This window comes from Bradyrhizobium sp. IC3123 (assembly GCF_020193625.1).
Classification (GTDB): Bacteria; Pseudomonadota; Alphaproteobacteria; order Rhizobiales; family Xanthobacteraceae; genus Bradyrhizobium; species Bradyrhizobium yuanmingense.
Genome location: NZ_JADYVF010000005.1, coordinates 158,722 through 182,677, shown reverse-complemented (window position 1 = coordinate 182,677; position 23,956 = coordinate 158,722). Strand labels below are relative to the sequence as shown.

19 protein-coding genes are annotated in these 23,956 nt (G+C 65.2%); 13 read left to right on the top strand and 6 right to left on the bottom strand.

The features are described 5' to 3' along the window. Positions 1-38: 38 nt before the first annotated feature. The gene (locus I6F20_RS18440) at positions 39-332 is read left to right on the top strand and encodes a hypothetical protein (protein WP_225127281.1); all 294 of its coding nucleotides are present in this window, start codon (positions 39-41) and stop codon (positions 330-332) included. Positions 333-546: 214 nt separating this feature from the next. On the opposite strand, the gene I6F20_RS18435 is transcribed toward I6F20_RS18440, so the two are convergent. Next, a complete protein-coding gene (locus tag I6F20_RS18435; protein ID WP_225127280.1) occupies positions 547-2,286 on the bottom strand; it encodes a methyl-accepting chemotaxis protein in 1,740 nt (579 codons plus the stop codon). 235 nt (positions 2,287-2,521) lie between these two features. On the opposite strand from I6F20_RS18435, the gene I6F20_RS18430 reads away from it, so the two are divergent. The 5 genes from I6F20_RS18430 (at position 2,522) to I6F20_RS18410 (ending at position 9,861) form a co-directional block, all read left to right on the top strand. Further along, positions 2,522-3,904 (top strand): ethanolamine ammonia-lyase subunit EutB, encoded by a 1,383-nt coding sequence (locus I6F20_RS18430; RefSeq protein ID WP_225127279.1) that lies wholly within the window; start codon positions 2,522-2,524, stop codon positions 3,902-3,904. 148 nt (positions 3,905-4,052) lie between these two features. Further along, positions 4,053-5,639 (top strand): B12-binding domain-containing radical SAM protein, encoded by a 1,587-nt coding sequence (locus I6F20_RS18425; protein ID WP_036006106.1) that lies wholly within the window; start codon positions 4,053-4,055, stop codon positions 5,637-5,639. 6 nt (positions 5,640-5,645) lie between these two features. After that, positions 5,646-6,431, top strand: a complete 786-nt coding sequence (eutC, locus tag I6F20_RS18420; RefSeq protein WP_225127278.1) for an ethanolamine ammonia-lyase subunit EutC — start codon at positions 5,646-5,648, stop codon at positions 6,429-6,431. A gap of 207 nt (positions 6,432-6,638) precedes the next feature. Beyond that, positions 6,639-9,005: an efflux RND transporter permease subunit gene (locus tag I6F20_RS18415; RefSeq protein WP_225127277.1), complete on the top strand. Its 2,367-nt coding sequence runs from the start codon at positions 6,639-6,641 to the stop codon at positions 9,003-9,005. Positions 9,006-9,078: 73 nt separating this feature from the next. Next, a complete protein-coding gene (locus tag I6F20_RS18410) occupies positions 9,079-9,861 on the top strand; it encodes a class I SAM-dependent methyltransferase (protein WP_225127276.1) in 783 nt (260 codons plus the stop codon). Positions 9,862-9,877: 16 nt separating this feature from the next. On the opposite strand, the gene I6F20_RS18405 is transcribed toward I6F20_RS18410, so the two are convergent. Together I6F20_RS18405 and I6F20_RS18400 are read right to left on the bottom strand one after the other, a co-directional pair. Beyond that, a complete protein-coding gene (locus tag I6F20_RS18405) occupies positions 9,878-10,711 on the bottom strand; it encodes a hypothetical protein (RefSeq protein WP_225127275.1) in 834 nt (277 codons plus the stop codon). Between the two features lie 91 nt (positions 10,712-10,802). Then, a complete protein-coding gene (locus tag I6F20_RS18400; RefSeq protein WP_036006098.1) occupies positions 10,803-11,300 on the bottom strand; it encodes a hypothetical protein in 498 nt (165 codons plus the stop codon). Positions 11,301-11,758: 458 nt separating this feature from the next. Between I6F20_RS18400 and I6F20_RS18395 the strand changes: the two genes are divergently transcribed. From I6F20_RS18395 to I6F20_RS18370, 6 genes are all read left to right on the top strand, one after another. Continuing rightward, positions 11,759-11,992: a hypothetical protein gene (locus tag I6F20_RS18395; RefSeq protein ID WP_025035011.1), complete on the top strand. Its 234-nt coding sequence runs from the start codon at positions 11,759-11,761 to the stop codon at positions 11,990-11,992. Positions 11,993-12,182: 190 nt separating this feature from the next. Continuing rightward, entirely contained in the window at positions 12,183-13,067 is an 885-nt protein-coding gene (gene hpnC / locus I6F20_RS18390) for a squalene synthase HpnC (protein WP_036023092.1), read from the top strand. Next, the gene (gene hpnD / locus I6F20_RS18385; protein WP_225127274.1) at positions 13,057-13,896 is read left to right on the top strand and encodes a presqualene diphosphate synthase HpnD; all 840 of its coding nucleotides are present in this window, start codon (positions 13,057-13,059) and stop codon (positions 13,894-13,896) included. The genes hpnC and hpnD overlap by 11 nt, the downstream gene beginning before the upstream one ends. Next, on the top strand, positions 13,896-15,152 hold the full coding sequence (hpnE, locus tag I6F20_RS18380; protein ID WP_225127273.1) for a hydroxysqualene dehydroxylase HpnE: 1,257 nt from the start codon (positions 13,896-13,898) through the stop codon (positions 15,150-15,152). Before hpnD ends, hpnE begins: the two co-directional genes overlap by 1 nt. Before the next feature lie 64 nt (positions 15,153-15,216). Continuing rightward, positions 15,217-17,169 (top strand): squalene--hopene cyclase, encoded by a 1,953-nt coding sequence (shc, locus tag I6F20_RS18375; RefSeq protein WP_225127272.1) that lies wholly within the window; start codon positions 15,217-15,219, stop codon positions 17,167-17,169. After that, positions 17,166-17,915 carry a phosphorylase gene (locus tag I6F20_RS18370; RefSeq protein ID WP_225127271.1) on the top strand — a complete coding sequence of 250 codons (750 nt, stop codon included), beginning with the start codon at positions 17,166-17,168 and terminating at the stop codon, positions 17,913-17,915. The genes shc and I6F20_RS18370 overlap by 4 nt, the downstream gene beginning before the upstream one ends. Positions 17,916-18,080: 165 nt before the next feature. Here I6F20_RS18370 and hpnH read toward each other — a convergent pair whose 3' ends face one another. Together hpnH and ispH are read right to left on the bottom strand one after the other, a co-directional pair. Continuing rightward, the gene (gene hpnH / locus I6F20_RS18365; RefSeq protein ID WP_036006086.1) at positions 18,081-19,241 is read right to left on the bottom strand and encodes an adenosyl-hopene transferase HpnH; all 1,161 of its coding nucleotides are present in this window, start codon (positions 19,239-19,241) and stop codon (positions 18,081-18,083) included. 36 nt (positions 19,242-19,277) lie between these two features. After that, complete coding sequence (gene ispH, locus I6F20_RS18360; RefSeq protein WP_036006084.1) at positions 19,278-20,204, bottom strand: 4-hydroxy-3-methylbut-2-enyl diphosphate reductase; 927 nt, start codon at positions 20,202-20,204, stop codon at positions 19,278-19,280. Positions 20,205-20,660: 456 nt separating this feature from the next. Here ispH and hpnN point away from each other — a divergent pair, with 456 nt between their 5' ends. Further along, on the top strand, positions 20,661-23,249 hold the full coding sequence (gene hpnN, locus I6F20_RS18355) for a hopanoid transporter HpnN (RefSeq protein WP_109144425.1): 2,589 nt from the start codon (positions 20,661-20,663) through the stop codon (positions 23,247-23,249). Here the strand turns inward: hpnN and I6F20_RS18350 are convergent. After that, complete coding sequence (locus I6F20_RS18350) at positions 23,217-23,879, bottom strand: DUF2147 domain-containing protein (protein ID WP_036006080.1); 663 nt, start codon at positions 23,877-23,879, stop codon at positions 23,217-23,219. The two genes, hpnN and I6F20_RS18350, sit on opposite strands and share 33 nt — an antisense overlap. Positions 23,880-23,956 lie beyond the last annotated feature (77 nt).

Below are 23,956 nucleotides of genomic sequence, written 5' to 3'. Positions count from 1 at the left end.
CCGAGAGTGACCCTGCACGCCATGGCGGGTTCACCCAGGTGAAAGAGCACAGATCGCTTTTGCGCGAGAAAACGTCCGATGCCGAAGGCGAGCGCGCAAGACTGGACAGCATCATCGATTTCGAGCGGCGGCACTTGCTCGCGGACCTGCGCGCCGGTCGTCCGGATGTGATCCTCGTGGATACCCGGCTGCTCAGCGCGGTCCCGTTCGACTGGCTGGCCTGGGCAAGGTCCGATCCGGAGCTCCAGGCCGAACTAAGTCGTTACCGCGAGCTCGAGGATGCCGGCGGCCGCGTCCGGATCTTGGTCGCTCGATCGGGTTCGGAGCGGTAACCCCGTTCGGTTGCCAGCCGCGGCACAGGCGCCACGCTCGGCATGCTGACATCATGCCCCTGTTTTGCCCGACGAGTCAAAATCGGTCCGTAAAAACAGCAGGGCTTCGCGCCGGGCCGCCAAGCCATTGAAAAAGCTGACCCCCGTCTACTGTGCATGGGGTTGTTTTTCCGTTTTTGCTGGAGCGACCGTTTTCGCGGCGCCAGGCGGGCCGCTACCCCGCCTTGGCGATGCGACCGTCCGCCGACCCCGCGCGCAGATTCTGGAAGAACGTCTCCACCTCCCGCGACAGCGTCTGCGCCGTCTCGGTCAGGCTGCTGGCTGCGGTGAACACCGAAGCCGCCGCGGTATCGGTCTCGCCGATGGCATCGCGCAACGAGGTGATGTTCGCCACCAGCGTCTCGTTGCCTTGGGCAGCGCTTTGCGCGTTGGAGGAGATCTCGCGCGTGGCCTGGTCCTGCTGACTGACGGCGCCGGCAATCGCGGACGTGACCTCGTTGATCTCGCGCACCGCCCCGCCGATCTCGCGCACGGCGTCGACGGCGTTCCGCGTCGAGGCCTGGATCATCGCGACGTTCTCGCTGATCTCGGCCGTGGCCTTGGCGGTCTGGCCCGCGAGCGCCTTCACCTCGTGGGCGACGACGGCAAAGCCGCGGCCGGCATCGCCGGCGCGCGCCGCCTCGATGGTGGCGTTCAACGCGAGCAGGTTGGTCTGCTCGGCGATCGCCTGGATCAGGTTGAGCACGCCGTCGATGCGTTGCGTGGCTGCAGCGAGGCTCTCGATCTCGGAGATCGACTTCTCGGTGCGCTGGCCGGTCTGCTCGACCGCGCCGGCGCTCTGTCGCACCTGGCGGCCGATCTCCACCACCGAGGCCGAAAGCTCCTCGGCCGCGCCCGCCACCGCGGTGACGTTGTGCGAGGCCTGCTCGGTGGCGTTCGCCGCGGTGCCGGCGCGGCTGCTCGCATCCGCAGTGACACGCGTGATGGTCTGCGCGGTCTCGCGCATGACGGAGGCGTTGTCGCTGAGGCCGCGCATGATCGCGCCGATCGCCTCGCGAAATTGCTCGACGGACCGCTCGACGTGACGGGCGCGCTCCTCGCGCGCGGCGGCGTCTTGCGACACTTGCGAGGCGAGGTTGCGGTTGCGCCCCATCGAGTCCTGGAACACCTGGATGGCGCGGGCCAGCGCGCCTATCTCGTCGGCGCGGTCGGAGTGCGGCACCACGACATCGGCGGCGCCGTCGGCGACCTGCTTGATGGTTGCGGTGATCGCGGCGAGCGGCCGGGCGATCGAGCGGGCAATGATGACGATGCCAGCGACGACGAGGGCCAGCGCCACGCCGCCGAGGCAGGTGAGGATGAACGACAATGTGCGGGCGGTCTCGGTCTGCTGCGCGATCTGCCTGCCGCGCTCGGCATAGACCTTGGACAGCGCCTCGAGGTCCTTGTTCAGCGCCGAGCGGACGCTGCGGTTGGCGTCGTTGTCGCCCCATTCGCGGCCCGCTGCCGCGTTGATCTCGACGCCGCGCCGCACCAGCTCCTTGCGGAACTCGACGAACTGCTCGATGCGCTTCTTGAAGGTCGCGAACTGCTCGGCATCGTCGGCCTTGACGATGGTCTCCCAGCGCTTCACGACGTCGAGGATCTGGGCGTTGAACTTGAGCAGGCCGTCGCCGTATTTCTTCACCACGGCCGGCTCGGTCGACATGTAGATGCCGCGCGATTCCATCACCACCGCATAGACGAGGGAGTTGACCCGCTCGACGTTCAGCGCGGCGGCATTGGCCGTCTCAATGGCGACTGCGAGGTCCGCGCTGCGGCGGCTGTTGTAGTCGGACAAGATCGCGATCGCTGCCGTGAGCAGCGCGAACAGCGCGAAGATCGCATAGAGCTTGCTGGCAAGCGTGAAGCGGCCTGCCGGCTTGGCGGCATTCCCAGATCGGTCGGATGTCATGATGTTCAAGGAGCCCGGATTGGCCTGACCGGCCGGTGAACGGGGTCAGGCAAATTGTTGCAAAACTATGCAGAACGAAGATGGACGCCTCGTTAACGCGCGGCCTGGCCGCCTCCGTCCTTGGTCGAAGGAAAGGCAAGTCATTTCAGCGTCTTGATCCGAAGGTTTAGTTTCAGGATAGTCTTTTGGGATAGTCTTGGAGTCGGCCGTTGGCCGAGCAACCCCGGAGAGACCCTTGGTCTACCGCCACAGCATCGACGCCACGACCTACAGCTTCCCTGACCTGCGCGACCTGCTCGCCAAGGCGACACCCCCGCGCTCCGGCGACCGGCTGGCCGGCATTGCCGCTGCCAGCTCCGAGCAGATGATCGCCGCGCGGATGGCGCTCGCCGATGTGCCGCTCGGCCAGTTCCTGCAGGAAGCCGTCGTTCCCTACGAGGCCGACGAGGTCACCCGCCTCGTCATCGACAGCCATGACGCCAGGGCGTTCGCGCCGGTGGCATCGCTGACGGTCGGCGCCTTCCGCGACTGGCTGCTGTCGGACGCCGCAACGCCCGAGATCCTGCGCAAGCTGGCGCCCGGCATCACGCCGGAGATGGCGGCCGCGGTGTCGAAGCTGATGCGCAACCAGGATCTGATCCTGGCGGCGCGGAAATGCGAGGTCACCACCGCCTTTCGCAACACTATCGGCCTGAGGGGGCGGATGAGCACACGCCTGCAGCCGAACCATCCCTTCGACGATGCAAGGGGCATCACCGCCTCAATCCTCGACGGCATCCTGCTGGGGGCGGGCGATGCCTGCATCGGCATCAATCCCGCCAGCGACGACCCCGCCGTCATCGCGCAATTGCTGCGGCTGCTCGACGAGATCATCGCGCGGCTGCAGATCCCGACGCAAGGCTGCGTCCTGACCCATGTCACGACGACGCTGTCGCTGATCGGGCAAAGCGTGCCGGTCGACCTCGTCTTCCAGTCGGTCGCGGGCACCGAGGCCGCCAACCGCAGCTTCGGCATCGACCTCGCACTGTTGAAGGAGGCGCAAGAGGCCGGGCTGTCGCAGTCGCGCGGCACGGTCGGGCGGAACCTGATGTATTTCGAGACCGGCCAGGGCTCGGCGCTGTCGGCGGGCGCCCATCACGGCGTCGACCAGCAGACCTGCGAGGCGCGCGCCTATGCGGTCGCCCGCGCCTTCGCTCCGCTGCTGGTCAACAGCGTGGTCGGCTTCATCGGCCCGGAATATCTCTATGACGGCAAGGAAATCATCCGCGCGGGGCTGGAGGATCATTTCTGTGGCAAGCTGCTCGGCCTGCCGCTCGGGGTCGACATCTGCTACACCAACCACGCCGAGGCAGATCAGGACGACATGGACAATCTCCTGACGCTGCTCGCCGCCGCCGGCGTCACCTTCATCATGGGTGTTCCCGGTGCCGACGACGTCATGCTGAACTACCAGTCGACGTCTTTTCACGACGCGCTCTATGTCAGGGACGTCTTCGCGCTGCGCCGCGCGCCGGAATTCGACGACTGGCTGGCGCGCTCGGGCATTGCAGGTGCCGATTTCCGGATTGCCGGCGATGCAGGCCTGCTGCCCGATTTTGCCGCGCGGCTGATCGCATGAGGCGGAAGGTCAACTCGGTTGGGAAACCATCGGCGCCTCTCGGAATTATGCTTACGCCACAATATTGAGAAATTCCGGCGACAGCATTACGCTATGTGTCGGGCTGGCAATTTCCGCACCATCGGTTGAGTGTGGCGGGGGAGCTTTGATGCGAGCTGAAAGTAACGGAACGTCCCGGCGGATTCTCTGCGTGTTTCCGCGCTACACCTCGTCCTTCGGCACGTTCGAGCATTCCTATCCCCTGACCGATGGCGTCCGCGCCTTCATGCCGCCGCAGGGCCTGCTGCTGATCTCCGCCTATCTCCCGAAGGAATGGCAGGTCAAATTCGTCGACGAGAACCTGCGCCGCACGACGAGGGAGGAGTTCGAATGGGCGGAAGCGGTCTTCGTCAGCGGCATGCACATCCAGCGCCAGCAGATGAACGACATCTGCCGCCGCGCTCATGAGTTCGATCTGCCGGTCGCGCTCGGCGGGCCTTCCGTCAGCGCCTGTCCCGACTATTACCCGTCCTTCGATTATCTGCATGTCGGCGAGCTCGGCGACGCCACCAACCAGCTGATCGAGATCTTGTCGCGCGACACCTCGCGTCCGGAGAGCCAAGTCGTGCTCACGACCAAGGACCGCGTGCCGATGACGGAGTTTCCGATCCCGGCCTACGAGCTCGCCGACGTGAAGAAGTACTTCCTCGGCAGCATCCAATATTCCAGCGGCTGTCCCTACCAGTGCGAGTTCTGCGACATCCCCGGCCTTTACGGCCGCAATCCGCGCATCAAGACGCCGCAGCAGATCATCGCCGAGCTCGACCGCCTGCGCGAATGCGGCATGACCGACACGGTCTATTTCGTCGACGACAATTTCATCGGCAACCGCAAGGCGGCCATGGACCTGCTGCCGCACCTGATCGAGTGGCAGAAGCGGACCGGCTACGTGGTGCGGCTCGCTTGCGAGGCCACGCTCAACATCGCCAAGCGCCCCGAGATCCTCGAGAAGATGCGCGAGGCCTATTTCATCACCATCTTCTGCGGCATCGAGACGCCGGATCCCGACGCGTTGAAGGCGATGCAGAAGGACCACAACATGATGGTCCCGATCCTGGAGGGCGTGCGCACCATTAACTCCTACGGCATGGAGGTGGTCTCGGGCATCATCATGGGGCTCGACACCGACAAGCCGAACACCTCGGAGGCGCTGCTCGCCTTCGTCGAGGAGTCCCGGATTCCGCTGCTCACCATCAATCTGCTGCAGGCGCTGCCGAAGACGCCGCTATGGGACCGGCTTGAGCGCGAGGGGCGGCTGGTCGAGGACGATGGCCGCGATTCCAACGTCGACTTCCTGCTGCCCTATGACGAGGTCGTCGCGTCCTGGAAGCACGCCATGGCAGTCGCTTACGCGCCCGACAAGGTCTACGCGCGCTATCAGCACCAATGCGACCACGTCTATGTGAACCGGCTCAAGGTACCGGTGCCGGACGAGATGAAGACCTGGCGCAGCATCCGGCGCGGCCTCGTCATACTGCGCAACATCTTCTGGAAGGTCGGCGTGCTCGGCGACTATAGGCGCGTGTTCTGGAAGTTCGCGCTGGGCCGCATCAAGCGCGGCGACATCGAAGGCCTGATCGGCTGCACGCTGGTCGCGCACCATCTCATCACCTTTGCGCGCGCGGCCTCCAGCGGCAAGCAGAACGCCTCGAACTATTCGATCCGGCTGCGCGAGGCCGCCGTGCCCGCCGAATGATGCCACATGTCTGACCCGGCCCTGCCGCGCCGTCCGACCCTCGATTTGCGCTCGTTTACGCCTGCGCGCGTCGCGCTGGGGCGCAGCGGCGCGAGCCTGCCGACGAGAGCGTTGCTCGATTTCACGCTGGACCATGCCCGCGCGCGCGATGCTGTGCATGCGGCCTTCGACACGCCGCGTCTCATCGCCGATCTCGACGCACTCGGTGTTGCGGTGACCGAGGTCAGGAGCCGGGCGGTCGATCGCGGCGACTATCTGCGGCGGCCGGATCTGGGACGACAGCTCGACCCCGGCTCGGCTCAGCGTCTGGCACGAAGCATCTCGGCGCCGTGCCAGCTCGCGGTCGTGATCGGAGACGGCCTGTCCGCGGCGGCGGTCCATAGCCATGCGGCGATCGTGGTAAGGCGCCTGTTGCAATCGCTTGCGCAGGGGGATGCTGTCGCGGTTCGCCGTGTCGTCGTCGCATCGGGCGCGCGCGTCGCGCTCGGCGACGAGATCGGCGCTATTCTCGGTGCACGCATGGTCGTGATGCTGATCGGCGAGCGGCCCGGCCTGTCCGCGCCCGACAGCCTCGGCGCCTATCTGACCTTTGCGCCGAGGCCCGGCCGCACCGATGCCGAGCGCAATTGCGTCTCCAACATCCACCACGCCGGGTTGAGCCACGAGGAAGCGGCGTTCAAGATCGCCTGGCTGGTCCGCGAGGGGCTGGCCCGGGAGATCACCGGCGTGGCGCTGAAGGACGAGAGTGCGGACCGCGCGCCGCGCCAGATTGGCACATCCTCGCCGGGATGACGGTCATTCCAGGCCCGGATCGCCGCTTTTCGATCGATTCGGCCGGGCTTGGCCTGCTTGCGAAAAGACCTGTTGACCTGCTAAACCGCTGCCGGCGATTTTCCGCGCATTTTCAAAGGGCAAGCCTCCCATTGGTATGGCGTTTTCAAGCCGGTCGCGCGGCGCGATAAGCTCACAGCCCGAGCCGATTTAGGAACTGGACAAGGCATGCTCGAAAAGCACAGCGAGAGTGAGGTTCATGTCGACAAGGTCGAGCAGGGATCTACGTCCTCCATCGCCTTCGGGCTGGAGCGTCTCGGGCTGATCGCCGTTCGGGCCCCGATCGTCTCCTGCATCATCCTGCTCGCGCTGATCGTCGGCGCGGTGTTTGGCATCTACCGGATCAAGATCGACGATTCGCTGTCGCAGCTGTTCCGCTCCGACACCCGCGAGTTCCGCCAGTACGAAGAGGTCACCAAGAAATTCCCGGCGGAGGAGTTCGACGTCCTCGTCGTGGTCGAGGGCAAGACCCTCCTGGAACGCAGCAACCTCGAGAAGCTGCGCGACTTCGTCACCGACCTGCAGCTGGTCGAAGGCACGCGCGGGCTGGTCTCGCTGTTCTCGGCGCGCCAGGCGCCGGCCCCCGGCAAGCTGCCGGCGGCCCTGTTCCCGCCCGAGCTACCGGAGGGCGCGGCCTATGACAAGTTCATCGAGACCGTCAAGAACAACGAGATCATCCGCGGCAAGCTGCTGTCGGAGGACGGCACATTGGCGCTGGTCGTGCTGTCGCTCGATCCGGAGGTGGTCGCTTCCAACAAGTTGACCAAGACCGTCGCCGACATCCGTGCGCTGATGAAGGAGACGCTCGGGGACACCGGCCTCAACGTGCAGCTCTCCGGCGTCCCGGTGATGCAGCTCGAGATCCGCAACGCGGTTGAGCGCGACGGGCTGACCTACAACATCCTCGGCATCCTCGCCGGCTGCATCATCGCCATCATCTTCTTCCGCAAGATCTCCTTCATGATCGCGGCGGCATTCCCGCCGATGATCGCTATCCTGCTGGCGCTAGGCGCGCTCGGCTGGGCCAATTTCAACCTCAACATGTTCCTGAACGTGATGACGCCGCTCATCATGGTGATCAGCTTCTCCGACTCGATGCAGCTGACCTTCGCCGCGCGCGATAGGCTGATCGCGGGCCAGGACAAGTTCACCGCGTTCAAGAACGCGGTGCTGGTGGTGGGCCCGGCCTGCGTGCTGACGCATGGCACCGCCGGCATCTCCTTCATCGCGCTGCAATTCTCCGACTCCGATCTGATCCGCAAGTTCGGCGAGGCGGGCCTTGCCGCCACCATCATCGCGCTGGTCGCGGTGCTGTCGCTGGTGCCTGTCTTCGGCGTGCTGTTCGTGCGCAACGAGAAGGTCTTTGCAGTCAAGTTCCAGGGCGCTGATGCCGGCGTACAGGCGCTGCGCAATTTCTGCTACTGGATTGCGGTGCGCATGGTCGGCCGGCCCGGCCTGTTCAGCCTGCTGGCGGTGCTGTTCGTCGGCGGCCTCGGCGTCATCTATGCCAATCTGGAGCCGCGCTACCGGCTCGCCGACCAGGTGCCGGACAAGCGCCAGGCGGTTGCCGCCAGCGACCGGTTAGACGCCAAGCTGACCGGCGCCAATCCCGTCAACGTGCTGATCGCGTTCCCGAAGGGTGAATCGCTTTATTCGCCGCAGACGCTCCAGACCATCGCCGAGGTGCACGCGACAGTCGAGAAATCCGCAGGGGTCGGCAACGTGTGGTCGCTGGAGACGCTGCGCCGCTGGCTGGCGGAGAAGGCCGGCAGTGCCGACGTCGCGACGCTGAAGGAATATGTCAGCGTCATCCCCGAGCACCTGGTGCGCCGCTTCATCGACGCCGAGCAGGACGCTGTCGTGGTGGCCGGCCGCGTGCCGGACAAGGATTCCAGCCAGCTCCTGCCGATCGTCGACAAGCTCGATTCGGAGCTCGACGCCGTCCGCAAGAAGCATCCGGGCTATGAGATCGCCGTGACGGGTCTCGCCGCTATCGCCGCGCGTAACTCGGCCAACATGATCGAGAAGCTGAACCACGGCCTCACGATCGAATTCGCGCTGGTCGCGATCTTCATCGGCCTCGCCTTCCGCTCCTGGGTGGTGACACTCGCCTGCATCCTGCCGGGCATCTTCCCGGTGGTGATGTCGGGCACGGTGCTGTGGGCGATGGGCGAGGGGCTGCAATTCGCCAGCGTCGTTGCGCTCACGGTCTCGTTCGGCCTCGGCCTTTCCGCTACCATCCACTTCCTCAACCGCCTGCGGCTGGAGAACAAGCCGGGTGTCGGCTCGGCGCTCGCGGTGGAGCGGGCCACCGTGCTGGTGGGACCTGCGCTGATCCTGACCACGGTGGTGCTCGCCTGCGGCCTCGTCGTCACCGTGTTCTCCGACCTGCCATCGCTGCGTCTGTTCGGCTGGCTCAGCGCCTTCTCGATGGTGATGGCATTGGTCGCTGATCTCTTCATCCTCCGGCCGACGGCGATGTGGCTGATCAATCTGCACGCCAAGCTGCATGGCGCGGACAAGCAGGCGATCTGAGGGGCTTCATCCACCGGACATGGAATCGGCGCAGTCTGAATGACTGCGCCGGAGTTCCGGTCGGGGACGAATCATGCAGCACGACGGCGCGATCGTGGCGTTTCAGCAGAAGCGAGGCGGCGATTCAGCCGCCTTTTTCGTCCCGTTCCTGACATCGGGTATGACCCTGCTCGACGCCGGCTGCGGGCCCGGCACCATTACGGCAGCGCTGGCGGGGCACGTCGAAAGGGCCGTCGGCCTCGATATCGAGCCGACGGCCATTACCGCCGCCAATCGGCTCGTGTCGGCGGCGGGCTCGACCAATCTGGCCTTTGTCGGAGCCGACATGACGGCGCTGCCGTTCGACGATGGAACGTTCGATGCCGTGTTCTTTCACGCGGTGCTCTACCATCAGAGCCGAGAGATATTGGCGCGAACGCTGGCCGAAGCGCGACGTGTGCTGAAGCCGGGCGGCCTCGTCGCAACGCGCGATGCCGACGTCGGCGGCAACGTTCTTCACCCTGAAATCGACGGCGTGCGGCTCGCGCTCGATCTTTGGCAACGCTGGTACCAGCACGACGATCCGGAGGCGCTTCGCTTCGGGCGCCGGCAGGGCTCCATCCTCCGAGCCCACGGCTTCGCGCCGGTCTGGGCCGGTGCGAGCTACGTCAACCACAGTGCCGATGCGCAGAGCCGCAGCGAGGCCGTTGCCGATGCGCAGCGGAGCCTGCTGGGGCTCGGACCGCAACTCGTGGCCAGGCGGCTCGCGACAGACGATGAGATCCGGGCCGCGCTTGCCGGCTGGAAGGCCTGGGAACGCGATCCGGACGCGGTCTATTTCCGATGCCGCTGCGAATGCATCGCGCGAAAGGACTGATCCGGCGCGGTTCGGCTCACGCCTCGACGCGGACGATTCCATAGGGATTGAACTTGAAGTCGCCCTCGGCGTAGTCCTGCTCCCGCGACAGCGCGAGCTTGCGGTCGCGCAGCGTTGCCTCGATGCCGCGCTCGGCCATTGCGTCCGCGATTTCGTCCATCAGATTCGCTGCGTTCCGGTCGCTGCCGCGCGATCGCGCGACATAGATTTCCGGCAGTCCGACGAGGTGGAAGCCGACGCTTTCGTTGTAGGTGTCGCCGGCAAGCGGACGCTTGGCGAAGGCGAGGCGACAGGATCGGCCCATCGCTGGCGTGACGGTAAGGCCCTGGTTCGTGTTTGCGGCGGCCTTGCACTCGCGGGCCAGTTGCCGCCATCGCGCCAGGCCGTGGGCAACGCCCGCGCTTTCTCCTTTCACGGCCGTGGCGCCGGCCTCGATCATCTCCTCGACAATTCGCAAGGCGGCAGCTGAATAGGCGACCGTCTTGTGCTGCTCCATCGGCGGGCTCAGCACGTAGAGGACCGCTTTGTGATTGAGTACGGCCATTTCGTCCGCCTCGGACCACGCTTTCGGAAAGACGCGGTCCCAGCACACACCGAAAGAGCGCTCCATGTGCGGATCGGGTTTGGCTTGCGAATAGGTGCGGTCGATCTCGAAGCCGAAATCGGCGATCGTCTTCGCCACCGCCTTGGGCGGATGCAGCAGGCTTTCATTCTTGCCGAGGAAGCAGAGTACGTGACGCGGCTTCACGGACGAAGGCTGCATGTTCGCTCCCTGCTGATCGCTGGCGAAGGCGCGGCTGGCCACGAAGAGCCCGGCGGCCTTCAGCAGATGTCTGCGGATCGGGTCCATCTCAGCAAATCCAGCCGGTCAGTTCGTGTCAGCAAAAAGCCCCCGGCTCGCGAGAACCGGGGGCATGTTCCTCATTGCGTGCGAAAGGCCTTCAGCCCTTCGTCATCGTGATGTTGACGCCACGGATCTCGCCCTTGGACGAGATCTGCACCGTCTGCTTGGTGCCGTTGGTGCGCAGCGACAGGTTGGCGGCAAAGCCGTTGGCCTCGACGAAGACCTCGATCTGGCCGCCGCCGGCGGTGCCCTGGAGATTGCCGAAGATGTTGCGGCTGGACTCGCTCCAGTTGCCGGAGATGCGGTCGCCCTGGCTCGTCACGTCGCTGGTGAGGTTGAACTTGTAGCTGTCGGAGGCGCAGCTCAGCGCCTGCTTCAAGTTGAGGCCGCTGCCGGCGACCTTATAGTCCGCTTTGCAGCGAATGCGCTCGGTGGAGCCGTCGGACAGCGACACCGTGCCGGTTCCGGTCCAGGCGCCGTCGAAGCCGGCAAACGGTCCGGACGACTGTGCGTGGCTTGCCGATGCCGAGAAGAGCAGCGCCACCCCGATGCCGGCCGCCCTGATTGCCAGTCCAGATCGCCAAAAGAATGTCATCTCGAATATCCCGCTTTGGAACGACGTTCGCTTCGATCGAGAACGTCTCGCCACATCGAAAGTTTAGTGCTCCGAGCAAGTCGCAGGTTCAAAGCCCGGCGGCCAGAGACGGCGGTTCACGCGGCCGCGCCGTGCTTCCAGGGGCCGCGATTTGCCGCGCTTCGTCATGTTTCCGGCAGCCGAGGACGGGCGAAGAGATGCAGCGCGGCAACAGGTCTGCATTAAAACGCAATGCTCCCGAATTATGATGTAGTATCAATCCCTTACATCTGTCAATGAAGGCGCGGGGAAGACCTGATTCGGCGGGGGCGGCGCCAATTTGGCCGCATTTGCCAGTGCTTGTGCCTTCCCTGAGGCCGCTACAAGCGGCGACTTGCCATCAGAACCAATCCGTTCCGGCCATCCGCCCTGCGCAGTCCGGGATCGGTGCGATTCTGCCGTCAGAATGAAGGAATACAATGCGCAATCTTCTCGTCGCTCTCACCCTGCTGTCGGCCTCCCTTTCGACGGCAGCGTTCGCCCAACAAGGGCGTGGCACGGACGCCGAGCAGAAGGCCTGCACCCGCGATGTGCAGAAGTTCTGCCGCCCGGTCATCGACCAGGGCGATTTCACCATCCTGGCCTGCCTCAAGGAGAACCGGGCCAAGATCTCGCAGGCCTGCGACCAGGTGCTGAAGAACCACAATCAATAAACTCGGCCATTGGCCTAGAAAGGCGGCCCTCGGCCGCTTTTCCGGGCCCAATTCGAAGGGGCAGCCATCGACGGACAGGATTGGTTTTGCGGCCGTATTCCCCTATATGGGGGCCGCGGCGGCGTCGCCGGCGTGAGCCCGCCCGAGCGAAAAAGCCCTTCCTGTCCAAACGATTGTAAACCAGCCCTCGATGACCTCTGCGAGCGAATTGCGATCCGGCAAGGGTGACCGCGACGAGAATTTTCCCGTCGCGTCCTGGATCATTCATCCGCGTCATCGCGCCCTGATCCTGGCCTATTACAATTTCGTCCGCACCGCGGACGACATCGCCGATCACGCCACGCTCCCCCCCGACCAGAAGCTCGCTTATCTCGATCTGCTCGAGGCGGAACTGCTCGGCAAGGGTGACACCCAGCCTGAGGCCGTCAGCTTGCGCCGCGCGCTGGCCGAGCGCGGCATGGCGCCACGTCATGCGCTCGACGTGCTGATCGCCTTCCGCATGGACGTGACCAAGCTGCGCTATGAGACCTGGGACGAGGTCATCCATTATTGCCGCTACTCGGCGATGCCGGTCGGCCGCTTCATGCTCGACGTTCACGGCGAGAGCACCTCGACATGGGCCGCCTCGGACGCGCTCTGCGCGGGCCTTCAGATCAACAATCACCTGCAGGATTGCGGCAAGGATTATCGCGAGCTCAACCGCGTCTATCTGCCGCGCGATGCGCTGGCAGCACACGGCGCCACCGTCGAGCAGCTCGGTCTCGCGCAGTCGCCGCCGGCGATGCTGGCCTGCCTGCAGTCCCTCGCCGCACGCAACGAGGCGCTGCTCGGAGAGGGCAGGTCGCTCGCAGCCGAGATCCGGGATTTCCGTCTCGGCGTCGACGTCTCCGTCATCCAGGCCTATGCCGACCGCATCGTGCGCTTGCTCAAGGTACGCGATCCCTTGCGGGAGCGCGTGCATCTGAACAAATTCGAGCTGCTCGCCTTCAGCCTCGCCGGGATCATCGGCGAAGTTGGCCGCCGTGCGATCCGTCGCAAGGCCATTTCCAGACCGGGGACTGCCCATGACGCTTGAGGCGACCACGCCCGGCGCCAATTACGGCTCGACCGCATCCGGCAGCTCGTTCTATGCCGCGATGCGCATCCTGCCGCGTGATCAGCGCGAAGCGATGTTTCAGATCTACAGCTTCTGCCGCCAGGTCGACGACATCGCCGATTCCGACGGCCCGCGCGACGAGCGGCTCGCCGCACTTCAGGAATGGCGCAACGATATCGACGCGCTCTATCAGGGCCATCCGCCGCCGCGGCTGAAGGACTATGTCGTCTCGGTGAAGACCTTCGGGCTCAAGCGCGAGGATTTCCTCGCCATCGTCGACGGCATGGAGATGGACGTGCCGCAGGACATCCGTGCGCCCGACATGGCGACGCTGGATCTGTATTGCGACCGTGTCGCCAGCGCCGTGGGGCGGCTGTCGGTGCGCGTGTTCGGCATGCCCGAGGAAGACGGCATCCTGCTCGCGCACCACCTCGGCCGCGCGCTGCAGCTCACCAACATCCTGCGCGACATCGACGAGGACGCCGGCCTTGGCCGGCTCTATCTGCCGCGCGAGGCGCTGCTGCATGCCGGCATCACCTCTGATGATCCGAACCGCGTGATCGCCGAGCGCGCGCTGCCGAAGGTCTGCATGCCGCTGGCGCAGCGCGCCAAGGTGCACTTCGAGAAGTCGGACGAGATCATGAACCGCAACAGGCGCCGCGCCGTGCGCGCGCCGCGGATCATGTCAAAATACTACCATTCCATTCTGGACCTCCTGATCGCGCGCGGCTTCTCCGCGCCGCGCGAGCCGGTGCGTGTGTCGAAGATCACGCGCATCCTGATCCTGCTCCGTTACGCTTTCATCTGATGCAAAACACAGCTCACATCATCGGCGCTGGAATTTCCGGCCTCTCCGCCGCCGTGCGGCTCGCCAATGCCGGCTTCAAGGTCGCCGTGCACGAGGCGACGCACCAGGCCGGCGGCCGCTGCCGGTCCTATTTCGACGGCGCCACCAATCTCACCATCGACAACGGCAATCATCTGCTGCTGTCGGGCAACAGCCATGCGCGCGCCTATGCGCGCGCGATCGGCACCGAGGCGGGCCTGGTCGGCCCCGAGCGGGCGCAATTTCCGTTTGTCGATGTCAAGACCGGGCAGCGCTGGCAGATCGATCTCGGCGATGGCCGGTGGCCGACCTGGGTGCTCGACGAAAGCCGCCGCGTGCCCGACACCGGCCTTTCCGATTATCTCAAGCTGGCGCCGCTGATCTGGGCGTCGGAGGAGACGCTGGTCGGCAAGTCGATTCCGACCGAGGGCATCCTCTATCAGCGCCTGGTGCAGCCGCTGCTGCTGGCAGCTCTCAACGTCGATCCGCCCGAGGGCTCGGCCGGGCTCGCCGGCGCGATCGTGCGGGAGACGCTGCTTGCGGGCGGGCAGGCCTGCCGTCCGCTGATTGCGCGCGATGGTCTCAGCGCGGTTCTGATCGAGCCCGCCGTGAAGTTTCTGCAAGAGCGTGGCCACACCGTTCAGCTCGGCCATGAGCTGCGCTCGTTCGTCAGCACGGACGGCAAGGTGACCGCACTGAATTTCGGCAGCGAGGATTTGATCCAGCTCGGCGCGGGCGATGTCGTCGTGATGGCGGTGCCGCCGCGCGCGGCAGCCAACCTGCTGCCGGGGCTGAAGACGCCGACCGAATTCCGCGCCATTGTGAACGCGCATTTTCGCTTTGAGCCGCCGCCGGGCTCGGCGCCCATCCTCGGCGTGATCGGCGGCGTGGTGGAATGGCTGTTCGCGTTCCCGAACCGGCTCTCGGTGACCATCAGCAATGGCGACCGCCTGGTCGACATGCCGCGCGAGGAACTGGCGCAGACGATCTGGAACGAGGTCTGCGGGGCGGGCGGTGTCTCCGGTGAGCTGCCTCCTTGGCAGATCGTGCGCGAGCGCCGCGCCACATTTGCGGCGACGCCGGCCCAGAACGCCCTGCGTCCCGGGCCGGTCACTGCGCTGAAAAACCTGTTCCTCGCCGGCGACTGGACTGCTACGGGATTGCCAGCAACCATCGAGGGATCGGTCCGGTCGGGTGACCGCGCCGCCGATCTGGTTCTGGCCGCCAAAGGATCCTGAAAGGCGGCCCGACGGGCAAATGTCCCGGTCAACTTTCAACCGACTATCGGAGCAATCGAGCGACATGGATTCCGTGACCGCGACCAGCCGCGAAGCTTTGGAATCGAGCATTGCGTCGGCGACCCAGGGCCTCCTCGGCTTCCAGCAAGCCGACGGCCATTGGGTGTTCGAGCTCGAGGCCGACTGCACGATTCCGGCCGAATACGTTCTGCTGCGCCATTATCTCGCCGAGCCCGTCGACACCGTGCTCGAGGCCAAGATCGGCAACTATCTGCGCCGCATCCAGGGTACCCATGGCGGCTGGCCGCTGGTGCATGACGGCGAGTTCGACATGAGCGCCAGCGTGAAGGCGTACTTCGCGCTGAAGATGATCGGCGACTCCATCGACGCGCCGCATATGGTGCGGGCGCGCGAGGCAATCCATGCCCGCGGCGGCGCGATCAACAGCAACGTCTTCACCCGCTTCCTTCTCGCGACCTTCGGTGTCGTGACCTGGCGCGCGGTGCCGGTGCTGCCGATCGAGATCGTATTGCTGCCGTTCTGGTCGCCGTTCCACCTCAACAAGATCTCCTACTGGGCGCGCACCACGATGGTGCCGCTGATGGTGATCGCCGCGCTGAAGCCGCGCGCGAGGAATCCGAAGGGCGTCGGCATCGACGAATTGTTCCTGCAGGATCCGCGCTCGATCGGCATGACCGCCAAGGCGCCGCATCAGAGCATGGCCTGGTTTCTGTTGTTTCGTTCGCTCGATGCGATCCTGCGCGTGATCGAGCCGCTGTTTCCGAAGAGTCTGCGCAAGCGCGCGATCGACGCCGCGCTCGCCTTCACCGAGGAACGGCTCAACGGCGAGGACGGCATGGGCGCGATCTACCCGCCCATGGCCAACATCGTCATGATGTACGACGCCCTCGGCAAGGACGAGAACTTCCCGCCACGCGCGATCACGCGCCGGGGCATCGACAAGTTGCTCGTCATCAAGGACGACGAAGCTTATTGCCAGCCCTGCGTCTCTCCGGTGTGGGACACGACGCTCACCGCGCATGCGCTGCTGGAGGCCGGCGGTGACAAGGCGGTGCCGGCCGCCAAGCAGGGCCTCGACTGGCTGATTCCGAGGCAGGAGCTCGAGGTGAAGGGCGACTGGGCGGTGAAGCGGCCCGACGTGCGCCCCGGCGGCTGGGCCTTCCAGTACAACAATGCCCATTACCCCGATCTCGACGACACCGCCGTCGTGGTGATGTCGATGGACCGCATGCGCCGGGAGCACGGTGCGGCCGGCTATGACGACGCGATCGCCCGCGGCCGGGAGTGGATCGAGGGCATGCAGAGCGACGACGGTGGCTGGGCCGCCTTCGACGTCAACAACCTCGAATATTACCTCAACAACATCCCGTTCTCGGACCATGGCGCGCTGCTCGATCCGCCGACTGAGGACGTCACGGCGCGATGCATCTCGATGCTGGCCCAGCTCGGTGAGACCGCCAAGACCAGCAAGCAGGTGGCCGCCGGGGTCGCCTATTTGCGGAAGACCCAGCACCCGGAGGGGTCCTGGTACGGCCGCTGGGGTATGAACTTCATCTATGGAACCTGGTCGGTGCTGTGCGCCCTCAACATGGCCGGCGTCGACCACAAGGACCCCATGATCCGCAAGGCGGCGGCCTGGCTGACCTCGATCCAGAACGACGACGGCGGCTGGGGCGAGGACGCCGTCAGCTACCGGCTCGACTACAAGGGCTGGGAGGCCGCCCCCTCGACCGCCTCGCAAACGGCATGGGCCTTGCTTGCCCTGATGGCGGCAGGCGAGGTTGATCACCCGGCCGTTGCCCGCGGGGTGGAGTACCTGATTGCAACACAAGACAGAAAAGGACTGTGGGACGAGCAGCGGTACACCGCCACAGGCTTCCCCCGCGTGTTCTATCTACGTTATCATGGTTACCCAAAGTTCTTTCCGCTGTGGGCGTTGGCGCGGTATCGGAACTTGCGGAACACCAACAGCAGGGTGGTAGGGGTCGGAATGTGACTTTGGGGACGGGGGACTATGTTACCGCGGGTCAGGCCATCGACCCGCGGCCGATACTGATCGTGACCGGATTGGTTCAGGAGGCCCGCATCGCGGCCGGGCCCGGAATGGCGGTCATCTGTTCATCCAGCAGCCCGACCCAGTTGCGGGCGCTTCTGACGGTGGTGGATCCTGAGACGATTCGCGGTGTGATTTCGTTCGGCGTGGCCGGCGGGCTCGACCCGAGCTTGCGCTCCGGCGACGTCGTGCTGGCGACCGAGGTGCTCTCCGGCGACACCCGCTGGGCCGCCGGCCTGTCGCTCGGCGACGATCTGATCGATCGCCTGACGTCCGGCCGCCGCCGCGTCGTGCGCGGTAGTCTCGCCGGTGCCGAGGAAGTGGTCACGAAGCGCTCCTGTAAGGCGGCCCTGCACTCCGAGACGGGGGCCGCCGCGGTCGACATGGAAAGCCACATCGCCGCGGCCTACGCCGCCGACGCCGGGCTGCCCTTCGCCGCCGTCCGCGTCATCAGCGACCCCGCCCACCGCGCGCTGCCGGCGCTGGCCCGCGCCGCGATCAAGCCGAACGGCCAGATCGACCTCGGAGCCGTGCTGCGCGGCATCGTGCGCAATCCGGCAACGCTGCATGCCCTGGTCTCGACCGGCATCGACTTCAACCGCGCGCTGCGGAGCTTGCGGGGTTGCCGGGACTATCTGATCGGGACGGAGATCATCGAGAGCGAGGTCATGGTGTCGAAGGCGGCGTGAGCGGGGGCTTCGATCTGAGAATAAAGAAAGGGCCCGGTCGCCATTGGCGTCCGGGCCTTTTTGTTTCGACGTTCGTAGCCCGGACGGAGCGAAGCGTAATCCGGGGCCTTGGAGAGACCATCCCGGATTTCGCTTGCGCTCCATCCGGGCTACGGGCTCTGCGCTTTACGCCGCCGTCGAAGCCTTTTGCGCGGCCTTTGCCTGCGCAGCCGCGGCTTCGTCCTTGCGGATCTCCGACAGCTTCTTCTGGACCTGCTCGGAGAAGATGTATTGCGCCGGGCGCTGCTTGGAGAGATCGATCTCCGGCGCCATCGGGCCGCTCGTCCGCACGCCGCGCAGCGCCACCCACATCGCCTTCAGCGGGTTGTTGAGCGCTGCGGTCGCAGCCGTGGGCTCGTAGCCGCAATGGGCCATGCAGTCGGCACACTTCTCGTACTTGCCGGTGCCGTAGGAATCCCAGTCGGTGGTCTCCATCAGCTCCTTGAAGGTTTTCGCGTAGCCTTCACCGAGCAGGTAGCAGGGCTTCTGCCAACCGAAGATGTTGCGCGCGGGCATGCCCCACGGGGTGCATTCGTATTCCTGGTTGCCGGCGAGGAAGTCCAGGAACAGTCCGGAATGCATGAAATTCCACTTCTTGCCCTTGCCCATCGCAAAGACGTCGCGGAATAGCTTCTTGGTCTTGGTGCGGTTGAGGAAGTGCTCCTGGTCCGGCGCGCGCTCATAGGCGTAGCCCGGGGACATCGAGACGCCGACGCCGAGCTCGGTGGTGAGGTCGAGGAATTTGGCGATCTCCTCGGCCGGGTGGCCGTCGAAGATGGTGGCGTTGACGTTGACGGTGAAGCCGCGCGCCTTGGCCGCCTTGATCGCCGACACCGCGCGGTCGAACACGCCCTTCTGCGACACGGCCTTGTCGTGGTGGTCGCGCAGGCCGTCGAGATGCACCGAGAAGAACAGATAGGGCGAGGGCTCGAACAGATCGAGCTTCTTCTCCAGCAGCAGCGCGTTGGTGCAGAGCGAGACGAACTTCTTGCGCGCGACGAGGCCGCGCACGATCTCGCCGATCTCCTTGTGGATCAGCGGCTCGCCGCCGGGAATGGCGACCATCGGCGCGCCGCACTCGTCGGCGGCGTCCCAGCACTCCTGCGCCGTCATGCGGCGGTTGAGGATCGCATCGGGATAATCGATCTTGCCGCAGCCGACGCAGGCGAGGTTGCAGCGGAACAGCGGCTCCAGCATCAGCACGAGCGGATAGCGCTTGCGGCCAAGCAGTTTCTGCTTGAGCAAATAGCCGCCGATACGCATTTCCTTGAAGAACGGGATAGCCATTACAGGTTTCTTTCTGGGCTTTTCAATTCGGGTGGGTCAGCTCGCGGCCAGTTGGGCCGGAAGCCGGAATTCGATGTTTTCCTCGCGGCCCGGCAACACCGAGACCTTTACCGGTCCGATCCGCCGCATCGCTTCGATCACGTCATCCACGAGTACCTCGGGCGCCGAAGCGCCGGCCGTGACGCCGACGGTCCTGGCATCCTTCAACCACTCCGGATTGAGCTCGCTGCCGTCGGCAATCAAATAACTCGCGACGCCGGCCTCAGTGCCGATTTCGCGGAGCCGGTTCGAGTTCGAGCTGTTGGCAGCGCCCACCACCAAGATCACGTCGACCAGCTTGCTCAAGTCCCTTACCGCAGATTGGCGGTTCTGTGTCGCATAGCAGATATCCCGGATATCCGGACCTTGAATGTCTGTAAAGCGGGCCTGAAGGGCCGCGATGATGTCCTTGGTGTCGTCGACCGACAGGGTGGTCTGGGTGATGTAGGCCACTGGCGTATCCGCCGGCAGGGTCAGCGCCTTAACCTCTTCAACGCTCTGGACAAGCTGCACCGGCCCCGGGACCTGGCCCATCGTGCCCTCGACCTCGGGATGGCCGGCGTGGCCGATCAGGATCAGGGTGCGGCCCTTGCCGATGTAGCGCTTCCCCTGATTGTGAACTTTCGTGACCAGCGGGCAGGTGGCATTGAGCACCGGAAGGTCGCGCGCGACGGCCTCTTCCTCGACGCTGCGGGCGACGCCATGCGCGCTGAACACCGTCACCGCCTTCGGCGGTACCTCGGAGAGTTCCTCGACGAAGATGGCTCCTTTGGCCTTCAGGCTCTCGACGACGTATTTGTTGTGCACGATCTCATGGCGCACGTAGACGGGCGGGCCGTACTTCTCCAGCGCCCGCTCCACGATTTCGATTGCTCGTACCACCCCCGCGCAGAAGCCGCGCGGTTGCGCCAGATAAACTTCCATTGGACGCCCATCACGCAAGTTGCACCAATCCGCTCTTTGCAGTCCCCAAGCGGCACTCCGATACTGACCAATGAGTTGCAATATCCGCACCATTGGTTCGCGCCTGCGGTAGCCACCCACCCCTGTGGACGGCTCCGGCGCATGGAGGCGCAATACTTTGTGTCAAAAAATCGGCGGTAGGGGAAGGTGGAACCGCTGAGGGAGGCGTCTGTGAGGTACTTTAGTAGGGATTGCGGTGTGCCTGCGTGCGCGACATTCCTGCATAGTCCTTCGTCACGTTCCCGCCTCAACTCCCTGCCTATACCGGCCGCCCCGCATGATTTTGCCACGGTCTCCCGCCGTTTACCTCGAACCTTCTGGCGGCGAGAACCACCCAAAACAGCAATAGGTTTCGGCCGGGAACTCCGATAAACAGCGGGCGTTTCCGGCAAGCTGTTAACCGCAGAAAGAAAAGAAGTGCTGCAAAGCGTCGTCGTTGCCATCGTCAGGGCCTGCACCCGGTTTGCCTCCCTCGTCGTCGTTCTCGGGCTCCTGCTGTCGGTGGGGGCGGGCTATTACGCTGCGCGCCACTTTGCCATCAACACCGATATCAACTCGCTGATTGCCCAGAATCTGGACTGGCGGCAGCGTGACCAGCAATTCGACAAGGCGTTCGATCAGAACGAAATGATCCTCGCTGTGGTCGAGGCCAGGACGCCGGAAATGGCGAGCGCCGCGGCAGACGCGCTCTATGCCAGGCTGAAGGACGACAGGACCAACTTCCACTCGATGCAGCAGCTCGGCAGCGGCGCGTTCTTCGAGCGGAACGGCCTGTTGTTCCTGCCGACCGAGGAGGTCGGCAAGATCACCGGCCAGTTCGAAGCCGCCGCGCCGCTGATCGAGATCATGGCCGGCGATCCCTCGATCCGCGGCCTGACCGGGGCGCTGGAGACCGGCCTTGCCGGCGTCAAGCGGGGCCAGGTCAAGCTCGACAGCACCGAGCGGCCCTTCAACCTGATCGCGCAGACAGTCGAGACCGTGCTCAACAAGGGCAACGCCAGCTTCTCCTGGCGCGAACTCGTCAGCGACGAGCCGCTCAAGGATTCCGACAAGCGCACCTTCATCGAGTTCAAGCCGATTCTCGACTACAACGCGCTGGAGCCCGGCAAGGATGCGACCGACGCGATCCGGAAAGCGGCGGCGGATCTGGATTTTGCTGGCAAATACCAGGCGCGGGTGCGGCTGACCGGTCCGGTGCCGATCGCCAATGAGGAATACGCCACCGTTCAGGAGGGCGCGGTCGTCAACGCCGTCGGCACGATTCTCGTCGTGCTGGTCATCCTGTGGCTCGCACTGCATTCGTCGAAGATCATCTTCGCGGTGTTCGTCAATCTGTTCGTCGGTCTGGCGATCACGACAGCGGCCGGCCTGATGATGGTCGGATCGTTCAACCTGCTGTCGATCGCGTTCGCGGTGCTGTTCGTCGGCTTAGGGGTCGACTTCGGCATCCAGTACAGCGTCCGCTATCGCTCGGAGCGCTACAAGCACGATGATCTCGCGGGCGCGCTGGTGCTGGCAGCCAAGCGCTCGGCGGTGCCGCTGTCGCTGGCGGCGATGGCGACGGCCGCGGGCTTCCTCTGCTTCATGCCGACCGACTACAAGGGCATCGCCGAGCTCGGCCAGATCGCCGGCGTCGGCATGCTGGTGGCGTTCATCTCGTCGATCACCGTTCTGCCGGCGCTGCTCAAGCTTCTGAACCCGCCCGGCGAGCCGGAGCCGGTCGGCTACGCCTTCCTGGCGCCGCTCGACCACTTCCTCGAGAAGCACCGCGTGCTGATCGTCGGCGGCACGCTGCTGCTCGCGCTCGGCGGCCTGCCGCTGCTCTACTTCATGAAGTTCGACTTCAACCCGATGAACCTGCGCAATCCGCACGCCGAGTCGATCGCCACCTTCCTCGATCTGCGCAAGGACCCCAATACTGGTGCCAATGCCATCAACGTGATGACCACGTCGGAGGAGCAGGCAAGGCAGGTCGAGGCGAAGCTGGAGAAGGTGCCCGAGGTGCTCAGGGTGATGTCGCTCGACAGCTTTGTGCCGCAGGACCAGCCGCCGAAGCTGAAGCTCATCGCGCAGGGCGCCAAAGTGCTGAATCCCGCGCTCAACCCCGATCAGATCGATGCGGCACCGACAGACCAGGAGAATGTCGAATCGCTGAAATCGTCGGTCGACAATCTGCGCCGGACCGCGGGCGACGCGAAGGGCCCGGGCGCTGTTGCCTCGCGCCGTCTTGCCGACGCGCTCGAGAAGCTCGCCAACGGCGACGAGGCCACGCGCAACAAGGCGCAGGACGTGTTCGTCGCGCCATTGAAGATCGTGTTCGACCAGCTCAGGAACGCGATGCAGGCAGGTCCCGTCACCCTGAGCTCGCTGCCGCCCGATCTCGTCAGCGCCTGGAAGAGCAAGGACGGCATCATCCGCGTCGAGGCGCTGCCCAAGGGCGATCCCAACGACAACGATACGCTGCGCAAATTCGCGGCGGCGGTTCTCCAGGCCGAGCCGACTGCGATCGGCGGTCCGGTCTCGATCCTGAAATCCGGTGACACCGTTGTGAAGGCGTTCATCCACGCCGGCATCTATGCGCTGCTAGTGATCGGGCTGCTGCTGTGGATCACGCTGCGCCGCTTCGTCGACGTGCTGATGACGCTGGTGCCGCTGCTGGTTGCCGGCGCGGTGACGCTCGAGATCTGCGTGTTGATCGGCCTGCCGCTCAACTTCGCCAACATCGTCGCGCTTCCGCTGCTGCTCGGCGTCGGCGTCGCCTTCAAGATCTATTATGTCGTGGCCTGGCGCTCGGGCAGGACGAACCTGCTCCAGACCAGCCTGACGCGCGCGATCTTTTTCAGCGCGCTGACGACCGCGACCGCGTTCGGCAGCCTGTGGCTGTCGAGCCATCCCGGCACGTCCAGCATGGGCAAGCTGCTGGCACTGTCGCTGGTGACGACGCTCGCCGCCGTGCTGCTGTTCCAGCCGGCCCTAATGGGCAAACCCCGCAATCTCAGCGAGTAGGCAGATGTCGCCGACCGGGTCGGCGGCGCCCTTCTGACCGGGCTTGGCTGCGCCGGCGGCCTTGGGAGCTGCGGGCGCAGGCGTGGTGGTGCCGCTCCCGGCTTGGGCTGCTTGGGCCCCTTGCCCCGCTTGCCCCCCTTGGGGCTTCGGCGCAGTGCCGCTGGATTTCGCTGCGCCCTTGGCCATTGCGTTGGCAGGGCTCGAAGGGATCGGCGGGCCGACCCGGGTCCAGGTTTCGCCGCCGCAGAGGAAGCCCATGACGCAGCCCTTGATCTCGAGCTGGTCGGGACCGGCCGGCGTGATGGTCGCGCTGTAGAGCTGGCCGTCCTTGGCGTTGTAGACCTGTCCTTCCCACTGATCGACGCCGGGCTTCTTCTTCATGTCGATCAGGGTTGCCATGCCGAGCGTCGGCCTGTTCTTTTTCGAGGCGTCCGGATTGTTCTCGTCGCGTCCGCCGGGCTGTTTTTCCCAGGAAACCGCGCCCCACATGCTGCCATAGCATTGGGCGACGCGAATGTTGGCAACGCCGTCGGCGACCCGCCAGTCGCCGGTCGGATCCGCGGCCAGCGCGGGCGTCAGGCCGGCGTAACCGCCAGCCAGTATTAGTCCGGTGTAAAGGGCCAAACGCATGTGTGTTCCTTGGCAGTGCAACATGGTCTAAAGCTGTGCTTGCGAAGATGGTCCGAAAAAGGGCAAAAGGCCGCACA

Bases quoted from the DNA above. Each gene is read 5' to 3' on its own strand.
- I6F20_RS18435 (WP_225127280.1), bottom strand. From the start codon at position 2,286: ATGACATCCGACCGATCTGGGAATGCCGCCAAGCCGGCAGGCCGCTTC.
- I6F20_RS18425 (WP_036006106.1), top strand. From the start codon at position 4,053: ATGCGAGCTGAAAGTAACGGAACGTCCCGGCGGATTCTCTGCGTGTTT.
- eutC (WP_225127278.1), top strand. From the start codon at position 5,646: ATGTCTGACCCGGCCCTGCCGCGCCGTCCGACCCTCGATTTGCGCTCG.
- I6F20_RS18415 (WP_225127277.1), top strand. From the start codon at position 6,639: ATGCTCGAAAAGCACAGCGAGAGTGAGGTTCATGTCGACAAGGTCGAG.
- I6F20_RS18410 (WP_225127276.1), top strand. From the start codon at position 9,079: ATGCAGCACGACGGCGCGATCGTGGCGTTTCAGCAGAAGCGAGGCGGC.
- I6F20_RS18405 (WP_225127275.1), bottom strand. From the start codon at position 10,711: ATGGACCCGATCCGCAGACATCTGCTGAAGGCCGCCGGGCTCTTCGTG.
- I6F20_RS18400 (WP_036006098.1), bottom strand. From the start codon at position 11,300: ATGACATTCTTTTGGCGATCTGGACTGGCAATCAGGGCGGCCGGCATC.
- I6F20_RS18395 (WP_025035011.1), top strand. From the start codon at position 11,759: ATGCGCAATCTTCTCGTCGCTCTCACCCTGCTGTCGGCCTCCCTTTCG.
- hpnC (WP_036023092.1), top strand. From the start codon at position 12,183: ATGACCTCTGCGAGCGAATTGCGATCCGGCAAGGGTGACCGCGACGAG.
- hpnD (WP_225127274.1), top strand. From the start codon at position 13,057: ATGACGCTTGAGGCGACCACGCCCGGCGCCAATTACGGCTCGACCGCA.
- hpnE (WP_225127273.1), top strand. From the start codon at position 13,896: ATGCAAAACACAGCTCACATCATCGGCGCTGGAATTTCCGGCCTCTCC.
- shc (WP_225127272.1), top strand. From the start codon at position 15,217: ATGGATTCCGTGACCGCGACCAGCCGCGAAGCTTTGGAATCGAGCATT.
- hpnH (WP_036006086.1), bottom strand. From the start codon at position 19,241: ATGGCTATCCCGTTCTTCAAGGAAATGCGTATCGGCGGCTATTTGCTC.
- ispH (WP_036006084.1), bottom strand. From the start codon at position 20,204: ATGGAAGTTTATCTGGCGCAACCGCGCGGCTTCTGCGCGGGGGTGGTA.
- I6F20_RS18350 (WP_036006080.1), bottom strand. From the start codon at position 23,879: ATGCGTTTGGCCCTTTACACCGGACTAATACTGGCTGGCGGTTACGCC.